Source organism: Rhizobium aethiopicum, from assembly GCF_900094625.1.
GTDB classification, from domain to species: Bacteria; Pseudomonadota; Alphaproteobacteria; order Rhizobiales; family Rhizobiaceae; genus Rhizobium; species Rhizobium aethiopicum.
In genome coordinates, this window is the sequence record NZ_FMAJ01000001.1 from 701983 (window position 1) to 721399 (window position 19417).

General features: G+C 60.2%; 23 protein-coding genes and 1 pseudogene. 12 read left to right on the plus strand and 12 right to left on the minus strand.

Going from position 1 to position 19417, the window contains the following annotated elements; all coding sequences use genetic code 11:
* Positions 1-12: 12 nt before the first annotated feature.
* The 4 genes from GA0061105_RS03550 to GA0061105_RS03565 all read right to left on the minus strand — a co-directional run bounded on the left by GA0061105_RS03550 (position 13) and on the right by GA0061105_RS03565 (position 3651).
* Positions 13-258 carry a hypothetical protein gene (locus GA0061105_RS03550; RefSeq protein WP_092748011.1) on the minus strand — a complete coding sequence of 82 codons (246 nt, stop codon included), beginning with the start codon at positions 256-258 and terminating at the stop codon, positions 13-15.
* Between the two features lie 156 nt (positions 259-414).
* Complete coding sequence (locus GA0061105_RS03555; RefSeq protein ID WP_092748013.1) at positions 415-1740, minus strand: homoserine dehydrogenase; 1326 nt, start codon at positions 1738-1740, stop codon at positions 415-417.
* A gap of 60 nt (positions 1741-1800) precedes the next feature.
* A complete protein-coding gene (locus GA0061105_RS03560) occupies positions 1801-3018 on the minus strand; it encodes an LL-diaminopimelate aminotransferase (protein ID WP_064695967.1) in 1218 nt (405 codons plus the stop codon).
* Positions 3019-3237: 219 nt separating this feature from the next.
* The gene (locus tag GA0061105_RS03565; protein WP_064695968.1) at positions 3238-3651 is read right to left on the minus strand and encodes a hypothetical protein; all 414 of its coding nucleotides are present in this window, start codon (positions 3649-3651) and stop codon (positions 3238-3240) included.
* 146 nt (positions 3652-3797) lie between these two features.
* Between GA0061105_RS03565 and GA0061105_RS03570 the strand changes: the two genes are divergently transcribed.
* A complete protein-coding gene (locus tag GA0061105_RS03570) occupies positions 3798-5642 on the plus strand; it encodes a PHA/PHB synthase family protein (RefSeq protein ID WP_245304212.1) in 1845 nt (614 codons plus the stop codon).
* A gap of 209 nt (positions 5643-5851) precedes the next feature.
* A complete protein-coding gene (locus GA0061105_RS03575) occupies positions 5852-7198 on the plus strand; it encodes a DUF2778 domain-containing protein (protein WP_092748017.1) in 1347 nt (448 codons plus the stop codon).
* Positions 7199-7293: 95 nt separating this feature from the next.
* On the opposite strand, the gene GA0061105_RS03580 is transcribed toward GA0061105_RS03575, so the two are convergent.
* The gene (locus tag GA0061105_RS03580; protein WP_092748019.1) at positions 7294-8451 is read right to left on the minus strand and encodes a pyridoxal phosphate-dependent aminotransferase; all 1158 of its coding nucleotides are present in this window, start codon (positions 8449-8451) and stop codon (positions 7294-7296) included.
* Here GA0061105_RS03580 and GA0061105_RS32735 point away from each other — a divergent pair.
* The 7 genes from GA0061105_RS32735 to GA0061105_RS03610 all read left to right on the plus strand — a co-directional run bounded on the left by GA0061105_RS32735 (position 8410) and on the right by GA0061105_RS03610 (position 13504).
* Complete coding sequence (locus GA0061105_RS32735; protein WP_167358495.1) at positions 8410-8556, plus strand: hypothetical protein; 147 nt, start codon at positions 8410-8412, stop codon at positions 8554-8556. The genes GA0061105_RS03580 and GA0061105_RS32735 overlap by 42 nt on opposite strands.
* 107 nt (positions 8557-8663) lie before the next feature.
* Positions 8664-9422: a DsbA family protein gene (locus GA0061105_RS03585; protein ID WP_064695972.1), complete on the plus strand. Its 759-nt coding sequence runs from the start codon at positions 8664-8666 to the stop codon at positions 9420-9422.
* Positions 9423-9582: 160 nt separating this feature from the next.
* Complete coding sequence (gene aroQ / locus GA0061105_RS03590) at positions 9583-10020, plus strand: type II 3-dehydroquinate dehydratase (RefSeq protein ID WP_092748021.1); 438 nt, start codon at positions 9583-9585, stop codon at positions 10018-10020.
* A 20-nt stretch (positions 10021-10040) separates the two neighbouring features.
* Entirely contained in the window at positions 10041-10517 is a 477-nt protein-coding gene (gene accB, locus GA0061105_RS03595; protein ID WP_092748023.1) for an acetyl-CoA carboxylase biotin carboxyl carrier protein, read from the plus strand.
* A 4-nt stretch (positions 10518-10521) separates the two neighbouring features.
* Positions 10522-11877: an acetyl-CoA carboxylase biotin carboxylase subunit gene (gene accC / locus GA0061105_RS03600; RefSeq protein ID WP_208601614.1), complete on the plus strand. Its 1356-nt coding sequence runs from the start codon at positions 10522-10524 to the stop codon at positions 11875-11877.
* Positions 11878-11884: 7 nt separating this feature from the next.
* Positions 11885-12499, plus strand: a complete 615-nt coding sequence (aat, locus tag GA0061105_RS03605; RefSeq protein ID WP_064695975.1) for a leucyl/phenylalanyl-tRNA--protein transferase — start codon at positions 11885-11887, stop codon at positions 12497-12499.
* Positions 12500-12574: 75 nt separating this feature from the next.
* Positions 12575-13504: a DUF2167 domain-containing protein gene (locus GA0061105_RS03610; RefSeq protein WP_092748027.1), complete on the plus strand. Its 930-nt coding sequence runs from the start codon at positions 12575-12577 to the stop codon at positions 13502-13504.
* A 110-nt stretch (positions 13505-13614) separates the two neighbouring features.
* Here GA0061105_RS03610 and GA0061105_RS03615 read toward each other — a convergent pair whose 3' ends face one another.
* The 5 genes and pseudogenes from GA0061105_RS03615 to gatB form a co-directional block, all read right to left on the minus strand.
* On the minus strand, positions 13615-14055 hold the full coding sequence (locus GA0061105_RS03615) for a DUF2155 domain-containing protein (RefSeq protein ID WP_064695977.1): 441 nt from the start codon (positions 14053-14055) through the stop codon (positions 13615-13617).
* Between the two features lie 110 nt (positions 14056-14165).
* Entirely contained in the window at positions 14166-14564 is a 399-nt protein-coding gene (locus tag GA0061105_RS03620) for an NADH:ubiquinone oxidoreductase subunit NDUFA12 (protein ID WP_064695978.1), read from the minus strand.
* A 103-nt stretch (positions 14565-14667) separates the two neighbouring features.
* Positions 14668-15127, minus strand: a pseudogene (locus GA0061105_RS03625) (N-acetyltransferase family protein).
* Between the two features lie 4 nt (positions 15128-15131).
* Entirely contained in the window at positions 15132-15635 is a 504-nt protein-coding gene (locus GA0061105_RS03630; RefSeq protein ID WP_092748029.1) for a GNAT family N-acetyltransferase, read from the minus strand.
* A gap of 3 nt (positions 15636-15638) precedes the next feature.
* Complete coding sequence (gatB, locus tag GA0061105_RS03635; RefSeq protein WP_092748031.1) at positions 15639-17141, minus strand: Asp-tRNA(Asn)/Glu-tRNA(Gln) amidotransferase subunit GatB; 1503 nt, start codon at positions 17139-17141, stop codon at positions 15639-15641.
* A 266-nt stretch (positions 17142-17407) separates the two neighbouring features.
* Between gatB and GA0061105_RS32740 the strand changes: the two genes are divergently transcribed.
* Positions 17408-17584: a hypothetical protein gene (locus GA0061105_RS32740; RefSeq protein WP_167358510.1), complete on the plus strand. Its 177-nt coding sequence runs from the start codon at positions 17408-17410 to the stop codon at positions 17582-17584.
* A gap of 7 nt (positions 17585-17591) precedes the next feature.
* A complete protein-coding gene (locus GA0061105_RS03640) occupies positions 17592-17966 on the plus strand; it encodes a VOC family protein (protein ID WP_092748033.1) in 375 nt (124 codons plus the stop codon).
* A 33-nt stretch (positions 17967-17999) separates the two neighbouring features.
* Here GA0061105_RS03640 and GA0061105_RS03645 read toward each other — a convergent pair whose 3' ends face one another.
* Positions 18000-18509: a GNAT family N-acetyltransferase gene (locus GA0061105_RS03645; protein WP_092748035.1), complete on the minus strand. Its 510-nt coding sequence runs from the start codon at positions 18507-18509 to the stop codon at positions 18000-18002.
* Between the two features lie 311 nt (positions 18510-18820).
* Here GA0061105_RS03645 and GA0061105_RS03650 point away from each other — a divergent pair, with 311 nt between their 5' ends.
* Positions 18821-19078: a YjhX family toxin gene (locus tag GA0061105_RS03650; protein ID WP_064695983.1), complete on the plus strand. Its 258-nt coding sequence runs from the start codon at positions 18821-18823 to the stop codon at positions 19076-19078.
* Positions 19079-19132: 54 nt separating this feature from the next.
* Here GA0061105_RS03650 and GA0061105_RS03655 read toward each other — a convergent pair whose 3' ends face one another.
* The gene (locus tag GA0061105_RS03655; RefSeq protein ID WP_092748037.1) at positions 19133-19408 is read right to left on the minus strand and encodes a hypothetical protein; all 276 of its coding nucleotides are present in this window, start codon (positions 19406-19408) and stop codon (positions 19133-19135) included.
* Between the last annotated feature and the right edge of the window lie 9 nt (positions 19409-19417).

Here is a 19417-nt window from a genome sequence, read left to right on the forward strand (position 1 = left end):
AGACACGGATTTTTACCAGAAGACCAGCCAGACGATGACGGCAATGCCGCCGATCTGCACCAGCAGGAAGGAAAACAGCGCCAGCAGAATTGCCCAGTTGCGACCTTCCGTATGTTCATCGTCAAGGTCCTCGTCATGGCTTTCTTCACGAAAGTCACGGCGCACCGGCTTGAGGATGTCTGCAAACATATCGGGACGGGCTGGCGGCACCTTGCTCGGGCAACCATGCTCGTTCCCGGCGTGGCTGTCCTTGCTCATGAAATGCTCCACGCCGACGACTCACCATCTATGGTTTTATTTATATCAGTATTTCGGCATTTGGTAATATAGACTTCCGTCAGGGGAGACTGAAAGATTAACAGAAAAAACCGCCCTGCCAGAGACAGGGCGGCTGATATTCCCGGGCGGAAATGCTTAGGCTTCTTCTTTCGGTCGTTCGATACGAATTACCTGCGGCTCGCCGAAGAGATAACCTTCCGACTTGATCGAGGCGACAGCCCTTCGCACGGACTCCTCCATCGTCGCATGAGTGACCAGAATTATCGTCTGGTGATGAGATGGCGCCAGATGCTGCTTGGAGCGCTGGACGATCGATTCGAGCGAGATGTGGTTTTCGGCCATGCGGGTCGCGACGCTTGCAAAGACGCCGGTGCGGTCGAGCACGGTCAGGCGGATGAAATAACCGCCCTCGTGGCTCTGCATCTGCGCCTTGCGGTAAGGCTCCAGCGCCTTAGCAGGATGGCCGAGCACCGGCACGCGCTGGGCGCCAGGCTGGCTCTTGGCGATATCAGCGATATCGCCAAGCACGGACGAGGCGGTCGCATTGCCGCCGGCGCCGGGGCCGACCATCAGCAATTCGCCAAGCACATCGGATTCGATCGCCACCGCATTGGTGACGCCGTCGACTTGGGCGATGACCGAATCGACCGGCACCATGGTCGGGTGCACCCGCTGCTCGATTCCTGTCTCGGTGCGCTGGGCAACGCCGAGCAACTTGATGCGATAACCGAGCTCGGCGGCGGCGTGGATATCCTCGATCGAGATATTGGTGATGCCCTCGAGATAGATGTCGTCGGCCGCGATGCGGTTGCCAAAGGCAAGCGTCGTCAGGATGGCGAGTTTATGGGCGGTATCGTTGCCTTCGATATCGAAAGCCGGATCGGCTTCGGCATAACCCAGCCGCTGTGCCTCCTTGAGGCATTCGGCGAAGGAAAGCCCCTCCTTCTCCATCTTGGTCAGGATATAATTGCAGGTGCCGTTCATGATGCCGTAGATACGCGAGACGGCGTTGCCCGTCAGCGATTCGCGCAGCGCCTTGATGACGGGGATTCCACCGGCTACCGCCGCCTCGAAATTCAGCAGCGCGCCCTTCTCCTCCGCGATCGTCGCAAGCTCGACGCCATGATAAGCGAGCAGCGCCTTATTGGCTGTCACCACATGGAGACCACGCTGAAGTGCGGTGCGCACCGAGATGTTGGCAGCACCTTCGGCGCCGCCCATCAGCTCGACGAAGACGTCGATATCGCCCTTTTCGGCCAGATCCTCCGGCCGGTCGAACCAGGTAACGGCGGAAAGATCGACGCCGCGGTCCCGTGTCTTGTCACGCGCGGAGACGGCGGTGATCGTAATCGGACGCCCGCAGGTGACGGCAAGCTCGTTGCTCTTCTGCTGAATGATGCGGACAAGCGAGGCACCAACGGTGCCCAAGCCCGCAATGCCGATTTTGAGGGCATCTGCCATGGATCGATCCTGAAATGTCTGTGTGGCGGCAGCCGCCGAATGCGGCTGCCGGAGAGTTGATTAACGGTGGGCGTTCAGCGAAATGACGTTGTGCATCGTCTCGTCTGCCGTCGACATGAACTTCTTGATGTTGCGCGCAGCCTGGCGGATGCGGTGTTCGTTCTCGACAAGCGCCAGACGAACGTAGTCGTCGCCCATCTCGCCGAAGCCGATGCCAGGGGCAACGGCGACGTCGGCCTTCTCGACCAGCAGCTTGGAAAACTCAAGCGAACCAAGATGACGGAATTTTTCCGGGATCTTCGCCCAGGCGAACATGGTGGCAGCCGGCGGCGGCACTTCGAAGCCGGATTTGCCGAAGCTTTCGACCATGACGTCGCGTCGACGTTTATAGACGTTGCGAACCTCCGCAATGTCGGAACCATCGCCGTTTAGTGCATGCGTTGCCGCCACCTGGATCGGCGTGAAGGCGCCGTAATCGAGATAGGACTTGACGCGGGTCAGCGCTGCGATCAGCCGCTCGTTGCCGACGGCAAAGCCCATGCGCCAGCCGGGCATGGAGAAGGTTTTCGACATCGACGTGAACTCGACCGTCACATCCATGGCGCCTGGAACTTCGAGAACCGAGGGCGGCGGCGTGTCGTCGAAATAGATCTCCGAATAGGCAAGGTCGGACAGTACGATGATGTCGTGCTTCTTGGCGAAGGCGACGACGTCCTTGTAGAAGTCGAGCGTCGCGACAAAGGCGGTGGGGTTCGAGGGATAGTTGAGGATCAGCGCCAAGGGCTTCGGGATCGAATGCCGCACCGCGCGCTCAAGCGGCGGGAAGAAGGTCTCGTCCGGCTCCACCGACATCGAGCGGATCACGCCGCCGGCCATCAGGAAGCCGAAGGCGTGAATCGGATAGGTGGGATTCGGGCAGAGAATGACGTCGCCGGGCGCGGTGATCGCCTGCGCCATATTGGCGAAGCCTTCCTTGGAACCGAGGGTGGCGACCACCTGCGTATCCGGGTTGAGCTTGACGCCGAAACGGCGGGCATAATAGGCGGCCTGGGCGCGGCGCAGACCGGGAATGCCCTTGGAGGAGGAATAACGGTGCGTACGCGGATCCTGCACGACTTCGCACAGCTTGTCGACGATCGCCTGGGGAGTGGGAAGGTCAGGGTTTCCCATGCCGAGATCGATGATATCGGCGCCGCCCGCTCGCGCGCTTGCTTTCAAACGGTTGACCTGTTCGAAAACATAAGGCGGCAAACGCCGGACTTTGTGAAACTCTTCCATTTCATTCCCCATGGAAAGGCGGCTTTCGGGCCGCGGTCGAAGTTCGTTCCGTCTCCAGCGGCTGCGACACGAACTTCACAATCGCAGCGCCGTATTCATCAGACCCAAGCCACGCGGCAAATCTTTGACCGAAAGACCGCGTCATGCGCATTATCGGGAAATTTGCGTCTTCCGATCCATCCGGAAGGCTTTGCGTCCAAATTGCCTGAAAGGCAAGGTTTATTTGGAGATTTCGGAGAGCGTCTCAGCGCCGTGTTCGGCGGCCAGGCGGCGCATTTCGGCAACCTTGGCCTGATATTCGGCTTCCGAGATCGCGCCGGCCTTGCGCCGGGCGGAAAGTGCCGTCAGCTGATGCTGCAGCTCGGCCGCCTGCTCGTCGCTCATCTGGACATTGGCGGCCGTCAGCGGCGCGCCGAAATTCGGATAACCGTCCGGCGACTTCGCCAGACCGCCTTCGACAGCCTCGCCCTTGGTGGCCGGCATGACGACGGCGGTGGGCGCCGCTCGCTTGGCGGCGGCGGCGGCCTTTTCCTCCGCCGTCAGATTGCATCCGGCAAGCGCCATCGCGGCCGCGGCGCAGATCAGTGCGGTGCGGTTGAAGGTTGCGATGCTCCGAATGCGGTTCTTGATCATGCCTCAAAATCCAGTTCTGAATGCTTCGACTGTTAAATTTGTCGCAGCCACAAAGCAATAGCACGAGCCGATGCGGCTGGAACTTGTTTTCTCGTTCGATCACGATGTACAACGAATGGATAAAAAGAGTGCTGCCGCCGGAGGAAATGGTGACCGACAGCAAGCAGGAGAGTGGCGGCCAGAAAAATGGCCCCAAGGCCGGTTTCGACGCAACCGATCTCGATCCCTATCTGTTGAAGGATCCCGAGACGATGGCGATGAATCTCGCCCGGGCGCTCGAAAATCTCGGCCAGGCCGCCTCGGCCTGGCTTGCGCCGCGTGAACGCGGCGAGATCACCGAAACTGCTATCGATCCGATGACCGACATGGTCAAGACGCTCTCCAAAGTGACGGAATACTGGATTTCCGATCCCCGCCGCACCTTCGAGGCGCAGACGCAGCTAATGTCCTCGTTCTTCGGCATCTGGATGCGCTCGATGCAGCGGATGCAGGGCGAGCCGCTGCCGGCCGACACCCGCAAGGACAAGCGCTTTTCCGACGAGGACTGGCAGAAGAATCCGTTCTTCGATTTTCTCCGTCAGGTCTATTTCGTCACGACCGATTGGGTGGACAAGCTGGTGTCGGAGACCGACGGTCTCGACGAGCACACCAAGCACAAGGCCGGCTTCTACGTGAAGCAGATCACGGCAGCGCTTTCGCCGAGCAACTTCGTCGCCACCAATCCGCAGCTCTATCGCGAGACGATCGCCAGCAGCGGCGAAAACCTGGTGCGCGGCATGAAGATGCTTGCCGAGGACATCGCTGCCGGCAATGGCGAGCTTCGCCTTCGACAGACCGACATGACAAAATTCGCCGTCGGTCGCGACATGGCGCTGACACCGGGCAAGGTGATCGCGCAGAACGATATCTGCCAGATCATCCAATACGAAGCCTCGACAGAAACGGTTCTCAAGCGGCCGCTGCTGATCTGCCCGCCCTGGATCAACAAATTCTATATTCTCGACCTCAACCCGCAGAAATCCTTCATCAAATGGTGCGTGGACCAGGGTCAGACCGTCTTCGTCATATCCTGGGTCAACCCGGATGCGCGCCATGCCGAAAAGGACTGGGGCGCCTATGCGCGCGAAGGCATCGATTTTGCGCTCGAGACGATCGAGAAGGCGACCGGCGAAAAGGACGTCAACGCCGTCGGCTACTGTGTCGGCGGCACGCTTCTGGCGGCAACCTTGGCGCTGCATGCCAAGGAAAAGAACAAACGGATCAAGACCGCCACGCTCTTCACCACCCAGGTCGATTTCACCCATGCCGGCGATCTCAAGGTCTTCGTCGACGAGGAGCAACTCGCGGCCCTCGAAGAGCATATGAAGGCCGCCGGGTATCTCGACGGCTCGAAAATGTCGATGGCCTTCAACATGCTGCGCGCCTCCGAGCTGATCTGGCCTTATTTCGTCAACAGCTACCTCAAGGGCCAGGAACCCCTGCCCTTCGACCTGTTGTTCTGGAATGCCGATTCGACGCGCATGGCGGCGGCAAACCATGCTTTCTACCTGCGCAACTGCTATCTCCGGAATGCGCTGACCCAGAACGAGATGATGCTCGATGGTAAAGCCGTGTCGCTGAAGGACGTGAAGATCCCGATCTATAATCTCGCCACCCGCGAGGATCACATTGCTCCTGCCAAGTCCGTTTTCCTCGGCAGCCACTTCTTCGGCGGCAAGGTGGAATTCGTTGTCACCGGCTCGGGACACATCGCCGGCGTCGTCAACCCGCCCGACAAGAAGAAATACCAATTCTGGACGGGCGGCCCGGCAAAGGGCGACTATGAGACTTGGCTTGAGCAGGCGACAGAGACGCCGGGATCGTGGTGGCCGCATTGGCAGGCCTGGATCGAGACGCATAACAGCAGGCGCGTTGCTGCGCGCAAACCCGGCGGCGATGCGCTGAACGCGATCGAGGAAGCGCCGGGAAGTTATGTGATGGAACGCGCCTGAGTGGCCGTGCAGGCATCTCTTTTGAGACATCGTCAGAAACTGCGATAGCGCGTAAACAAATTAGAAACCATAATTCGTCATCCTTGCGAAACAGTCGGAAGTCGCAGGCGGCCCAAATTCGGCCCTTTTGCGCCCTTACCGGCCCCGGCGAAGTTTAGTTTCAGTCAGTGCCGCCGGCCTGCGTAGCGAGTTTGAAAGACGAGTCTAGTATGGCGTTTGCGGTCGGGACGTTGGGTAACGTCGCCCCTCTTGGCGAATCTGCTTTTCGTTCACGCAGATCTCGCGGTTTTCTTTACGTTGTCGTCGGCGCCGGGCTTTTAACCTCAACATGGCTGATCGCGACCTTGGCAACGATGCATTCGGTGGCCGCGCCGGCTTCTGCCTCGGAGAGCTTCACGCAGGTCGCATCGGCGCTGAAACCGAAGCCGCCGACCCCTCACGACCGACTGATCCATGTCGGCAAAGCCGATAGACTGGCGGCCTTCAATGCCAAGCCGGTCGTAGCCCTGACCGCTCACCTCATTCAATCGCACGCGCAAAAGACCAATGCTGCCGCAATGGGAGCGCTGGCGCTTGCCAAGAACAATCACCTCGTCACCCCTCACGAACCGCCGGTCGCCGTCGCCGCCGCGACACCATCCGATACTGCGAAATTCGCCAAGGACGATATCATCACGCCGCCGGTCGAGCTTGCCCGGGCGGAAGCGGAAGCAGATAGCGACGACCGCATCATCATTCCCTCCAAGGAAACCGTTGCGGCCGTCGAACTTCCCGCCCTGCTCGCACGTGCCGATGCCGGACCGCAGCAGATTGCGCCGGCCCCGGTCGAGCCGGCCGCGCCCGCTCTCCAGACCGCATCGCTGCCGGAGGAAAAACCTGCGCCTGTGGAAGTTGCCGAAGCCGAAGAGCAGCAGCCCTTCGATCTCGTGCTGACTCCGGATGCAGGTTCCGTGCCGCTGCCGATGGCGCGTCCCGATGGCCTCGTCGGCAAACCGGCGCCGGCCGCCAAGGGTGCGCCGCGTTCTGCCGGGCCTGTACTGGCCTACGCCCAGCCCAACGCGCCGATCGAGGACGACGAGGACGATGCCGTGCCGCGCTACGACAAGCCGGTCTTCTCGCCGAAGCTGCGCGCAGGTGTTGCGATCTACGATATCGAGAACAGCACCGTCTACCTGCCGAATGGCGAACGACTGGAAGCCCATTCCGGCCTCGGCAAGATGCGTGACAAGCCGCGCTATGCGGACAAGAAGATGCGCGGACCAACGCCGCCGCACACCTATGTCCTCACCATGCGCGAGGCGCTCTTCCACGGTGTCGAGGCGATCCGCTTGACGCCCGTCGAGGGCTCGGACGCCATCTTTGACCGCGTCGGCCTGCTTGCCCACACCTATATGCTCGGCAAGAACGGCGATTCCAACGGCTGCGTCTCCTTCAAGGACTACAAGCGCTTCCTGGCCGCCTACAAACGCGGCGAGATCAAGCAGCTTGTGGTGGTGCCGAGGCTGAACAACAAGCCGACTTCGACGCTCGCCTCGCTGTTTTCATCGCGAAGCTGACCGCTACAGCGCCGCGCGTCTTTCAAGACACGCAAGGACGCTCTAACCCATTGGACCTGCGCATCTGCCCTGAGGGGAATGTCCGCGAAGCAGCTTTACTTCAACCAGACCGCTATTCGCTCGACCGCCTCGGCGATCTCGCCGTGCGATCCCGCATAGGACAGTCGCAGGGTTCTATGTCCCTCCAGCGGATCGAAATCTAGGCCCGGCGTTGCGGCGACGTTGATTTCGGCGAGCATGCGTTTGGCAAGGCCCATGCTGTCATTGGTGAAGCGCGAAACATCGACATAAGCGTAGAAGGCGCCGTCCATCGGTGAAGCGGGCGCCAGGCCGATCCTGGGCAGGCGGTCGAGCAGCAGTTCGCGGTTTGCGGCATAGCTAGCCCTGACGCGATCGAGCTCTTCGCTTGCACCGAGTGCGGCCGTGGCGGCGATCTGGGAGAGTTCGGGCGGCGAAATATAGAGGCTCTGCGCCACCCGCTCGATCGGACGCACCAGGCGCTCCGGCAGCACCATCCAGCCTATTCGCCAGCCGGTCATGCAGTAATATTTGGAGAAGGAGTTGATGACGATCGCCTCGTCAGTCAGCTCAAGCGCGCTCGCCTCCTCGCCGGCGAAAGTCAACCCATGGTAGATTTCATCGGAAATGAAGGCGATGGAGTGGGCCGCGCAGTATTCCGCAAGCGCCTTCAGCCCATCGCGGCCGGTCACCGTACCAGTCGGGTTGGCGGGACTTGCAAGCAGCACGCCTTTCAGCCTGATGCCGCTTTCCTTCTGCGCCGCCTCGAGACTTTCAGGCGTCAGGGTGAAATGGGTCTCGGCCGTCACCGGGACTTCGAGGACATTCAGCCCCAGCGCGCCGAGGATATTGCGATAGGCGGGATAACCAGGCCTTGCGATCGCCACGGCATCGCCGGCATCGAAAAGCGTGAGGAAGGCGAGATTGAAGCCGGCCGAGGAGCCTGTGGTGACGGCGATCCGCGCCGGATCGATCTCCAGACCGTGGCGATCCCTGTAGTGCCGGGACAGCGCCGATTTCAGCCCAGCCGTTCCCAGCGCATCGGTATAGCCGATTCGCCCTTCGGCAAGCGCTTCGCGGGCCGATTTCAGAGCAGCCTCGGGGGCTGAATGCGAGGGCTGACCGACAGCCATCGAGATGACGGGATGGCCGGCTGCCCGCCGCTTCGTCGCCTCCGCCAGGACGTCCATGGCATGAAAAGGCTCGACTTCGCTGCGTTTCGATATGGAAAACAAGATCGTTTCTCGCTCGGCTTCTTCGATAACGGCCAGACAATTGCCGCATTAATCGGCTCATCACAATCCCGCGATGGCCATGCGGGGATGAAAATTCCTGTTTGAGCAGAACCGAACGCACCGTACCTTGACGCGACGCATTCAAGTCCATTAACCCGGCGATGGTCTTCTCGATCAGGAGATGATCACATACCGCCGATGACGAGGATATCATGGCCTTCTTCCCGAAAACCTTCACCGCACTGGCGCTTGCCGCATCGATCGCCCTTCCCTTTCCAGCGGCGGCGCTCGACGACCAGCAGAAGAAGGAGTTCGGCGAGTTCATCAAGCAATATCTGATCGAAAACCCCGAGATCATGCTCGATGTTCAGGAGGCGCTGCAGAAGAAGCAGGAAGCCCAGCGCCTGGTGAAGGCCAATATGGCCATTGAAGAAAACAGCGCCAGCATATTCGAATCGAAGGATGACGTGACGCTCGGCAATCCCAAAGGCGATGTCACGGTCGTCGAGTTCTTCGATTATAACTGCAGCTACTGCCGCCACGCACTCCCGGACATGCAGGCCCTGCTGAAGAAGGACAAGAACGTCCGCTTCGTGCTCAAGGAATTCCCGATCCTTGGGCCGGATTCGGTCGCGGCGCACAAGGTGGCCGATGCTTTCCGCAAAGTCGCGCCGGAGAAATATACCGATTTTCACGTCGCCCTTCTCAGCAGCGAAGGCCGTGCCTCGGAAGAAAGTGCGATCGCGGTCGCAGGATCTCTCGGCGTCAGCGAAGACAAGATCCGCGCCGAGATGGCGAAGAGCCCGAACGACGGGATCGTCCGGGCGACCTATCAGCTTGCCTCCAGCCTCGGCATCAGCGGTACGCCCTCTTATGTAATCGGCAACGAACTGGTGCCGGGCGCAGTCGGGCTCGATGATCTCGAAGCCAAGGTCAAGAACATGCGCAGCTGCGGCAAGACCGCCTGCTGAACAACCGGGTAGCAGGCCGGCCGCTCTCAAATCGCCAGAATCGAAGCGTTTCAGCCATGTGGACAAATGTGGCGCGATTCCCGCCGGCCAATCCGTAAGGGCTTTCATTCGGTCTTCGCGGAGTCTATAGGTTGCCGTCGTGCATTTTACGGAACATTCGATGACGCAAACGATTTTTGTCCTGAACGGCCCCAATCTGAATATGCTGGGTAAACGCGAGCCCGGCATTTATGGCGGCAAGACTCTCAAGGACATCGAAGCGGACTGCAAGGCAGCCGGGCGCGAACTCGGCTTCGATGTCGATTTCCGTCAGAGCAATCACGAAGGCGTACTCGTCGACTGGTTCCACGAGGCCGACGAAAAGGCCGCCGGTGTTGCCATTAATGCAGGCGCCTATACGCATACGTCAGTCGCGCTGCATGACGCCATCCGCGCCATTTCCATTCCCGTCATCGAGCTCCACATATCCAACGTTCATGCACGGGAAGAATTTCGCCATAAGTCGATGATTGCGCCGGCATGCAAGGGCGTGATTTGCGGCTTCGGGCCTCACAGCTACATCCTGGCGCTGCATGCGCTGAAGAACATCACGGCATAAGAAGAAGACAGGGCAACACCATGGCTGAAAAGAAATCGGGTATCGATCAGGCACTGATCCGCGATCTCGCCAACATCCTCAACGAGACGGATCTGACGGAGATCGAGGTCGAGCAGGACGACATGCGCATCCGCGTTTCGCGCGGGGGCACGCCGCAATACGTCCAGGCGCCGATTGCTGCACCGGCCTTTGCCGCTCCGGTGGCAACCGCCGCTCCGGCTGCCGCCGCTGCCGCGCCCGCCGCAGCACCCACCCGCAACCCGGCCAATGTCGTCAATGCGCCGATGGTCGGCACTGTCTATATGGCGCCGGCTCCGGGCGCACGTCCGTTCATCGAGATCGGCGCCACTGTCAAGGAAGGCCAGACGCTCATCATCATCGAAGCGATGAAGACGATGAACCAGATCCCCTCGCCGAAATCAGGCAAGGTCACCGAGATCCTCGTCGATGACGGACATCCCGTCGAATACGGCCAAGCCCTCGTCGTCATCGAATAGGCCGATGCCCATGATTTCGAAAATCCTCATCGCCAATCGCGGGGAAATCGCCCTTCGCGTGCTCCGGGCCTGCAAGGAGCTCGGCATTGCCTGCGTCGTGGTGCATTCGACCGCCGACGCCGATGCCATGCATGTGCGCCTTGCCGACGAAAGCGTCTGCATCGGTCCGCCCTCCTCGCGTGAGAGCTATCTCAACATTCACCAGATCGTCGCGGCCTGCGAGATCACCGGCGCCGACGCTGTGCATCCGGGCTACGGCTTTCTGTCCGAGAATGCCAAGTTTGCCGATATCCTCGAAGCTCACGGCATCACCTTCATCGGGCCGACGGCAGATCACATCCGTATCATGGGCGACAAGATCACCGCCAAGACAACGGCGCTGGAACTCGGCATCCCCGTCGTTCCGGGCTCGGAGGGCGAAGTGAAGACTGAAGAGGATGCGCTGCGGACCGCCGCCGAAATAGGCTATCCGGTGCTGATCAAGGCGACCGCCGGCGGCGGCGGACGCGGCATGAAGGTCGCTAAAAGCGAAGCCGACCTGATCGAGGCCTGGTCGACGGCGCGCACGGAGGCGGCAGCCGCCTTCGGCAACGATGCCGTCTACATGGAAAAATACCTCGGCAAACCGCGCCACATCGAAATCCAGGTATTCGGCGACGGTGAAGGCAATGCCATTCATCTTGGCGAACGCGACTGCTCGCTGCAGCGCCGCCACCAGAAGGTCTGGGAAGAGGCAAATTCGCCCGCACTCAACGTCGAGCAGCGGATGAAAATCGGCCAGATTTGCGCCGATGCCATGAAGAAGCTGAAATATCGCGGCGCCGGCACGATCGAATTCCTCTACGAGAACGGCGAGTTCTATTTCATCGAAATGAACACCCGCCTGCAGGTGGAACATCCGATCACCGAAGCGATCACCGGCATCGACCTCGTGCACGAGCAGATCCGCGTCGCCTCCGGCGGCGGTCTATCGGTGACGCAGGACGAGGTGCATTTCTCCGGCCATGCCATCGAATGCCGTATCAATGCCGAGGATGCGCGCACCTTCGTGCCCTCTCCCGGCACGATCACGCATTTCCACGCCCCAGGCGGCCTTGGCGTGCGCATCGATTCCGGCGCCTATCAGGGCTACAAGATCCCGCCCTATTACGACAGCCTGATCGGCAAGCTGATCGTGCACGGCCGCACGCGCGTCGAATGCATGATGCGCTTGCGCCGCGCCCTCGACGAATTCGTCGTCGACGGCATCAAGACAACGCTGCCGTTGTTCCAGGATCTCGTCTCCAACCAGGATATCGCCAACGGCGACTACGACATCCACTGGCTGGAGCACTACCTCGCCAAAACGCCGGCGGCATAGAACAGGAATGGCAGGATCGCGCAGGAAGTCACCAGGCATAACCCCTGACATCCTCCTGCGCGCCTATTCCATCGGCCTCTTTCCGATGGCCGAGTCCGCTGACGATCCGGAGATCTTCTGGGTGGAACCGGAATTGCGCGGCGTTCTGCCGCTCGATGGCTTCCACATATCGAAAAGCCTCGCCAAAACTGTGCGCAGGAAACCGTTCGAAATCCGATTCGATCACGCTTTCGACCAGGTGATCGCAGCTTGCGCGGAGGAAACAACCGGGCGCCCAAGCACCTGGATCAACCAGACAATCCGGTCGCTTTATTCCACGCTGTTCGAAATCGGTCATGCCCATACCGTTGAAGCCTGGGCCGGCGATCAACTGGTCGGTGGTCTCTACGGCGTCTCGCTGGGCTCGGCCTTTTTCGGCGAAAGCATGTTTTCACGCCGGACGGACGCCTCGAAAATCTGCCTTGTACACTTGGTCGACCGGCTGAGGGAAAAGGGCTTCACGCTGCTCGACACGCAATTCACCACCGAGCACCTGAAGACGTTCGGAGCGATCGACGTGCCGAAAGCCGAATATGCGCTGTTGCTTGCCAGCGCGATGGAATCGCCACACCTCAAGTTCTAAGGCGGATCAATTCACCCACACGTTGCTTTTCGAGCGAATTTGGCTAGGTTCGCGAACGCAACGGGGGATAGAATTTTGAAACGATATTTTGCAGCTGCGATCCTTCTCGCCTTGTGCACGGCTCAGGCCGACGCTCGCCCTTACCAGGAGATGTTTGCCGGCCGCGCCGATTTTTCCGATGAGGAAAAGCCATTGCTGGAAAAACTCGATTTCCAGCAGGGCGCGATCAAGCTGCCCGGAGCGAGCGCGACTTTGAACGTGCCCGCCGACTTCTATTATCTCAACCCCGCCGATACGAAGAAGGTGCTGGTCGATATCTGGGGAAACCCTGCGGAAGCGGCCGAGGGGACGCTCGGGATGATCTTTCCGGCGAAATATGCGCCGACCGATGCGGCGTCCTGGGGCTCCGTCGTGGGATATAGCGCCGACGGCTACGTCTCGGACGCTGACGCCGCCACGACGGACTACGACGAACTGCTGCAGAGCATCAATGATGCGATCAGAGAAAATAACGTCGAACGAGAGAAGCAGGGTTTCGAAAAAATCACGCTTGTCGGCTGGGCTTCGCCGCCGCATTACGACACATCGGCGCATGCGTTGCACTGGGCTCGCGATCTGATGTTCGGCGATGATCCGAAAGTGCCGCACACACTGAACTACTCCGTGCGCGTGCTCGGCCGCGAGGGGGTATTTCAATTCAACTTCGTTGCCGGACTCCAGCAGTTGGATGACATCAAGGACGTCATTCCTACCGTCACCAAGCTTGTGCAGTTCGACAAGGGAAGGGCCTATACCGACTATGTCGAAGGTGACAAGATCGCCGCTTATGGGATGGCGGGAATGATCGCTGCCGGCGCCGGCGCCAAGGTCGCTGCGAAAGTGGGGCTGCTGGCCCTTGCCCTTACCTTCTTCAAAAAGGCCGGCATACTTCTGGTAGTTGCGCTCGCCGGTGTGCTCCGCTTCGGCAAGGTTTTTTTCAAAAGCAATAAAACACCGACGGCATAGGCCTGCGGCCAAGCCAAGGCGGGTCGCGCGGCTAAGATTTCATGAGCCGCTTTCAACATCGGCTGCATGCCCACATCGTGTCGATTACGAGTTGCCCTTAGGTGATATGCTTAGCGCGCCGGCGCCTTGGCGCTATCGGGTGCCGGGACGTCCGAGCTTGTTTTGCACTCCTTCAGCCAGACGTCGTAGATCGGGTGTTCGACGGCGTTGAGGCCGGGGCTGTCGGCGAACATCCAGCCGGTAAAGATGCGGCGGATCTTGCGGTCGAGGGTGATTTCGTCGACCTCGACAAAGCCGTCGATCTTCTGCGCCTCCGCCTGGTCGCGCGAATAGCAAGCCTTCGGTGTTACCTGCAGGGCGCCGAACTGCACCGTCTCGTTGACATAGACGTCGAAGGTCGTGATGCGGCCGGTGATCTTGTCGAGACCGGAGAAGACGGCAACCGGATTGTCGATTCGGGCGGCATGTGCCGCAACCGTCGGAAGCAGAGCCGAGAGCGCCAGCAGCGATCCGGCGGCACGCAGGAGCATGTTCCGCGTGAAGAGCTTCATGTACCCGTCTCCAGAATTTTCAACTACGGCCGCGGTCAAGCACGGCCAACCTGCGGGTAAAGGTCAATTGTGGCCAAAAGCCGGGCTTGCGAGCGCCCGGTCAAGCCGCCTCAGTTGCCGGGCGTCCAGGCGTCGTAATCGCCGGTGACGCGCGGCCGCTCGCCGGGAACCGCAAGCGAGCCCGGCGGACGGTAAGCCTGCGGAGAACCGGTGAGGTTCGGACGATGCGTCTTCTGCCATTCCTTGGCGACGTAGCTTTCCTTGGATGGCGGAACGTCGGTGCGATGATGCATCCAACCATGCCAGCCCGGCGGAATGGCGGAGGCTTCGGCATAACCTTTGTAGATCACCCAGCGCTTCGGCAGGCCGTAGGAAGACATGCCGCCTTCGTAATAGACGTTGCCGAATTCATCCTCGCCGACGCGCTTGCCAAAACGCCAGGTCGCAAAACGCGTGCCCATCGTCTGACTGTTCCACCAGGTGAAGGTTTGAACCAGAAGATTCCACATGTCTTTTCCTTGCGCTCGCCGGGACGCGAGCCAAACCACAATTCTTTCCCTGCTTATGCCGTCGCCAAGCCGAATTGTCCAGCGATTCCACGAGAGACGAGGGTCATTTCAGAGCCATCTTGAGCCCAGATGCGAGGGCTCCAAGCCAAGCCTTTCAAGAAAACGATGGGCGTCCTTGCGCATCGCATTCGAGGTCAGCTGCACCGCGGCCTTTTGCCTCTGATATGGCGAACCCGATCATCCGGCGCCGATCCCCTGCCCGCGCATGTCGGCACGAGCCTGCACCGCCTCGATGGTCATCGCCGAGGAACCGCGGCCGGCCAAAGAGGTCGTCAGCATCGTCTGGACGTGCCGAGGATCTCGCCGCCGCGCTCTGCAACATAAAGCGTCTGGTCGGGCGACGCCTCGATGACGGCGAAGGCCCTGGCCTAATCGGCGAAAGCCTCGGCATCCGCCGTATCGCCGTGACCGCCGAGCATGTCGGCGGCAAACTGCGCCACAAGCGCCGGCAGATCGTCCCTGCGTGCTTCGCGAATAAGAATATCAGGCAATTCGACCGCCACGGTCTCAATGCCCTTCGAGCGGTTTTTCGAAGATCAGCGAGGGAATGCCGGATTGTCCGGGCGCGCTATTCTCGTTGCGGCCGACTTCGGTGAAACCATGCGTCCGATAGAAGGCGACCGCCGCCGCATTCTGCGGCTCGACTTCCAGACGCATGATCTCAGCGTCCGGAAAGCAGGTTTCGAGCTCAGCGAAGATATCGCGGCCAATGCCCTGGCGCAGCAGCGACGGGCTGACATAGAGGAGATGCAGCATGACCGTCTTCGTCAGCGCTTGCGACATTGCCGCATAACCCACGCCGCCGATGTTGCGGCCATTATCGGCTACGAGAAATTCGGCATCCCTGCGCACCAGCCGCGCCTTCAGCGCTGCCGGAGTAAAGAGATGGGCGATCAGCTCGTCCACCCTCGTTTTGCCGTGGAGATCGTCATAGGTGGCATGAAAGCTCTCCACCAGAAGAACGCGAACCTTATCGAGGTCGCGCTCTCCGGCGGTGCGAACGAAATACACGGCTTATTCCTCGATGCCGAGCTTCGCCTTGACGAGCGCCTGGACTGCCTGCGGATTGGCCTTGCCGCCAGTCGCCTTCATCACCTGGCCGACGAACCATGCCGCCATCGTCGGCTTCGCCTTGACCTTCTCAACCTGTTCGGGATTGGCGGCGATGATCTCATCCACGGCCTTTTCGATGGCGCCGGAATCCGTCACCTGCTTCATGCCGCGCGCTTCGACGATCTCGGCCGGATCGCCGCCCTCGGTCAGCACGATCTCGAAAAGGTCCTTGGCAATCTTGCCGGAGATGGTCCCGCCCTTGATGAGGTCGATGATCGCACCGAGCTGGGCCGGTGAGACCGGCGTCTGTTCGATGTCCTTGCCAGTGCGATTGAGCGCGCCGAGCAAGTCGTTGATCACCCAGTTTGCCGCGGTCTTGCCGTCGCGGCCGGCAGCCACTGCCTCGAAATAATCGGCGATCGCCTTTTCCGAAACGAGCACAGAGGCATCGTAGACCGACAGGCCGAGTTCACGCACGAAGCGCTCCTTCTTGTCGTCGGGCAGCTCGGGCAGATCTGCTTCGAGCGCCTTGACGAAGGCATCGTCGAATTCGAGCGGCAGCAGATCCGGATCGGGGAAATAACGATAGTCGTGCGCGTCTTCCTTCGAGCGCATGGAGCGCGTCTCGCCCTTGTTCGGGTCGAAGAGCCGCGTCTCCTGGTCGATCGTGCCACCGTCTTCCAGAATGCCGATCTGGCGGCGGGCTTCGTATTCGATCGCCTGGCCGATGAAACGGATGGAGTTGACGTTCTTGATCTCGCAGCGCGTACCGAAAGCCTCGCCCGGACGGCGAACGGAGACGTTGACGTCGGCGCGCATCGAACCTTCGTCCATGTTGCCGTCGCAAGTGCCGAGATAACGCACAATCGAACGCAGCTTGGTCATATAGGCCTTGGCTTCGTCAGACGAGCGCATGTCGGGCTTGGAGACGATCTCCATCAGCGCCACACCGGAACGATTGAGGTCGACATAGGACATAGTCGGGTGTTGATCGTGCATCGACTTGCCGGCATCCTGCTCCAGGTGCAGACGCTCGATGCCGATCTCGATATCCTCGAACTGGCCCTGGCGGTCCGGGCCTAGCGAAATGACGATCTTGCCCTCGCCGACGATCGGATCCTTGTATTGCGAGATCTGATAGCCTTGCGGCAGGTCGGGATAGAAATAGTTCTTGCGGTCGAAGAGCGAACGCTTGTTGATCTCAGCCTTGAGGCCGAGGCCGGTGCGCACGGCCTGCTTAACGCATTCCTCGTTGATGACGGGAAGCATGCCGGGCATGGCGGCATCGACCAGCGACACGTTCGAATTCTGCGGCTTGCCGAATTCCGTCGAAGCGCCGGAGAAGAGCTTCGAATTGGACAGCACCTGGGCATGGACCTCCATACCGACGATGACTTCCCAGTCGCCGGTGGCGCCGGGGATGAAGCGTTTCGGATCGGGCGTGCGGACGTCGACAAGGGTCATCTGATGCTCTTTGCAGGCTGTTCTTTTCCATTGGTGAGGTAAAGGAAACGACGTTCCGGTGCAAGGCTTTCGCAGATTTGCATCGCACCCGCTGCTGGCCATTTCCTCTACGGCAGCGGGGCCGTTTTGCTCCGAGCCCTGTATATCCAGCGTAGGCCAAGCGATCGAGAGCCCTTTCAACCTCCCCGATTGCCGATACCGCAGTCCTCCCTATGTTTGTCCTGAATGCCGCTCGGATTTGATACCCTCACAAAACGGAGGCTCGATTGAAGGATTGTCTGCCTTATCTCATCGGAGCTCTCATGGGGGTGCTGGCCGCGCTCATCATTTCCGGAATGTTGACGCTGCCGGGAACACCACAGCTCATGCTTTTCGCATTGCTGCCGGTCTTAGGCGGTGCGATCGTCGAGCGCACTTTCAACCGTCGATCTGCCAAGTCCTAGAAGCGCCATGGGAAGGTTGAAAGAAATCGTCATCGACTGCGACATTCCCTCGCGGGTCGCCCGTTTCTGGGCGGCGGCGCTCGATGGCTACCAAGTGATGCCTTATGACGATTCGGAGCTGGCTCGCCTTGCTGCGATGGGACTGACACCGGAAACGGACCGGACCGTGATGGTCGATGGCCCCGGAACGCGCCTGTGTTTCCACCTCCGCCAGGGCGAGCGCCCCGCTCGCAACCGAGTCCATCTCGATATCGCCGCTTCGGACCGTAAGGAGGAAGTGGGCCGGCTCTTGGCACTCGGCGCGACTTTCGTGCGGGAGACGGATGCCTATACGGTCTTGAATGATCCCGAAGGTAATAACTTCTGCGTCACCTCCGAATAGCTCGCTTGACCCGCGAACGGCGCATTGGAAACCTCAGAACTCCTGCCCATATCCGCCGCCTCCATCCGAAACGAGCTGCTTCGTCAGCCCGACAGAGGGCACGTCGCGGTCGAGCTTCGGATTATAGGCAACCGACAGCCAGTGGATGCCATAACCGTGCTTTCGGAAGAAGCCGATTGCCTCGCTATTGCCGGAATGGGTCTGTACCGCCGCCGTCTCGAAGCCCCGGCCGGCGATATCCTTTTCGATGCGGTCGAGAAGGGCTGAGCCGAGCCCCTGGCGGGTGAAGATGGGATCGATCCAGAAATCCGAGATAGTTTCATCCAATCCCTCGCGCGCCGCCCAGCCTGCGACCTGGCCATTCCGCTCGATGACGGTGATGGTCAGCCAGTCATTTTCCACGAAGTTGCGAAAAGCGGTGCGCGCCGCATCGATCATCGCGTCCGATTCGCCGATCGACGCCATCGCATTTTGCCAGGCCCTCAGCCCGATCTCGCTCAACAGTTCCGCTTCCCCGTCGCGCGCATTGCGAATGTGGATCAACGACACCTCCGCGTTACCCCTCTAACTAGATCACTGAGTCGCTGAATTTACCAGTAGCTGCAAAGGGATGATCAATCGAAACCACGGTTTTCGACCGGTTTTCATCGACAAGGATGCTCTTGACCCCGTTTTCCGGGCTGAATAATAGACCCTATCGAGGTGTTTTATGTTGAGCCTGCCTGAGTCCCGGTAAAGGCCCTGCCCGCAAGTTTCCTTGCGCGCATGGGCCCGAAAAAACGAAGCCCTGACGTTCGAATGAGCGCCAGATCGTTTTTGTGCGCCCTGCCGGGCGCGATACCGGATCTCACAACATGGACATTTCCCGCACGGAGCAGCGCATCCTGCATCTCATGGCCCAAGGCGGCCGTATCGAAATTAGCCGCGATGACAACAGGAAGATCGAGAACGTCAGTTGCTTCACCCGCGACGGCTGGCTCTATCCCGGCGTCGACCTCGATCTCTTCCGCAGACTGAAGCGCCTCAAGGCAATCAAATCTTCAAGCGGCGAGCCCTACCGGATCACCGAAAGAGGGCTGAGGCTGGTCAGATCGCAGCTGGACAATCGTTAGTTCGAGCAACCAACCCTGATCGCGTCTTAAACCGGCGCGGTCAGGGGCTCAGCTTCAAGCCTTAGCAGACAGTTCTGGCCGCATCACCGCCCACTCGTCGGCCATCGTGCCCGTGCCGCGCTTCTTGGCGGCGCGGCGATACCAGTAGTCCGCATTCCAGTCGTCGCCCTCGATGCGATGGCAGAGAGCGTGTCCCCAGTCGAACGGCTGCTCGCCTTCGTGGCGCTGACAAATATCGTGAACCGCCTGCCACTCCGCCCCGATGGCAAAACCGCCGGCAGCAAGGCGATCGATCGCCTCGATCAGTCGCATGAGATCATTGCCTGCCATAAGAGCCTT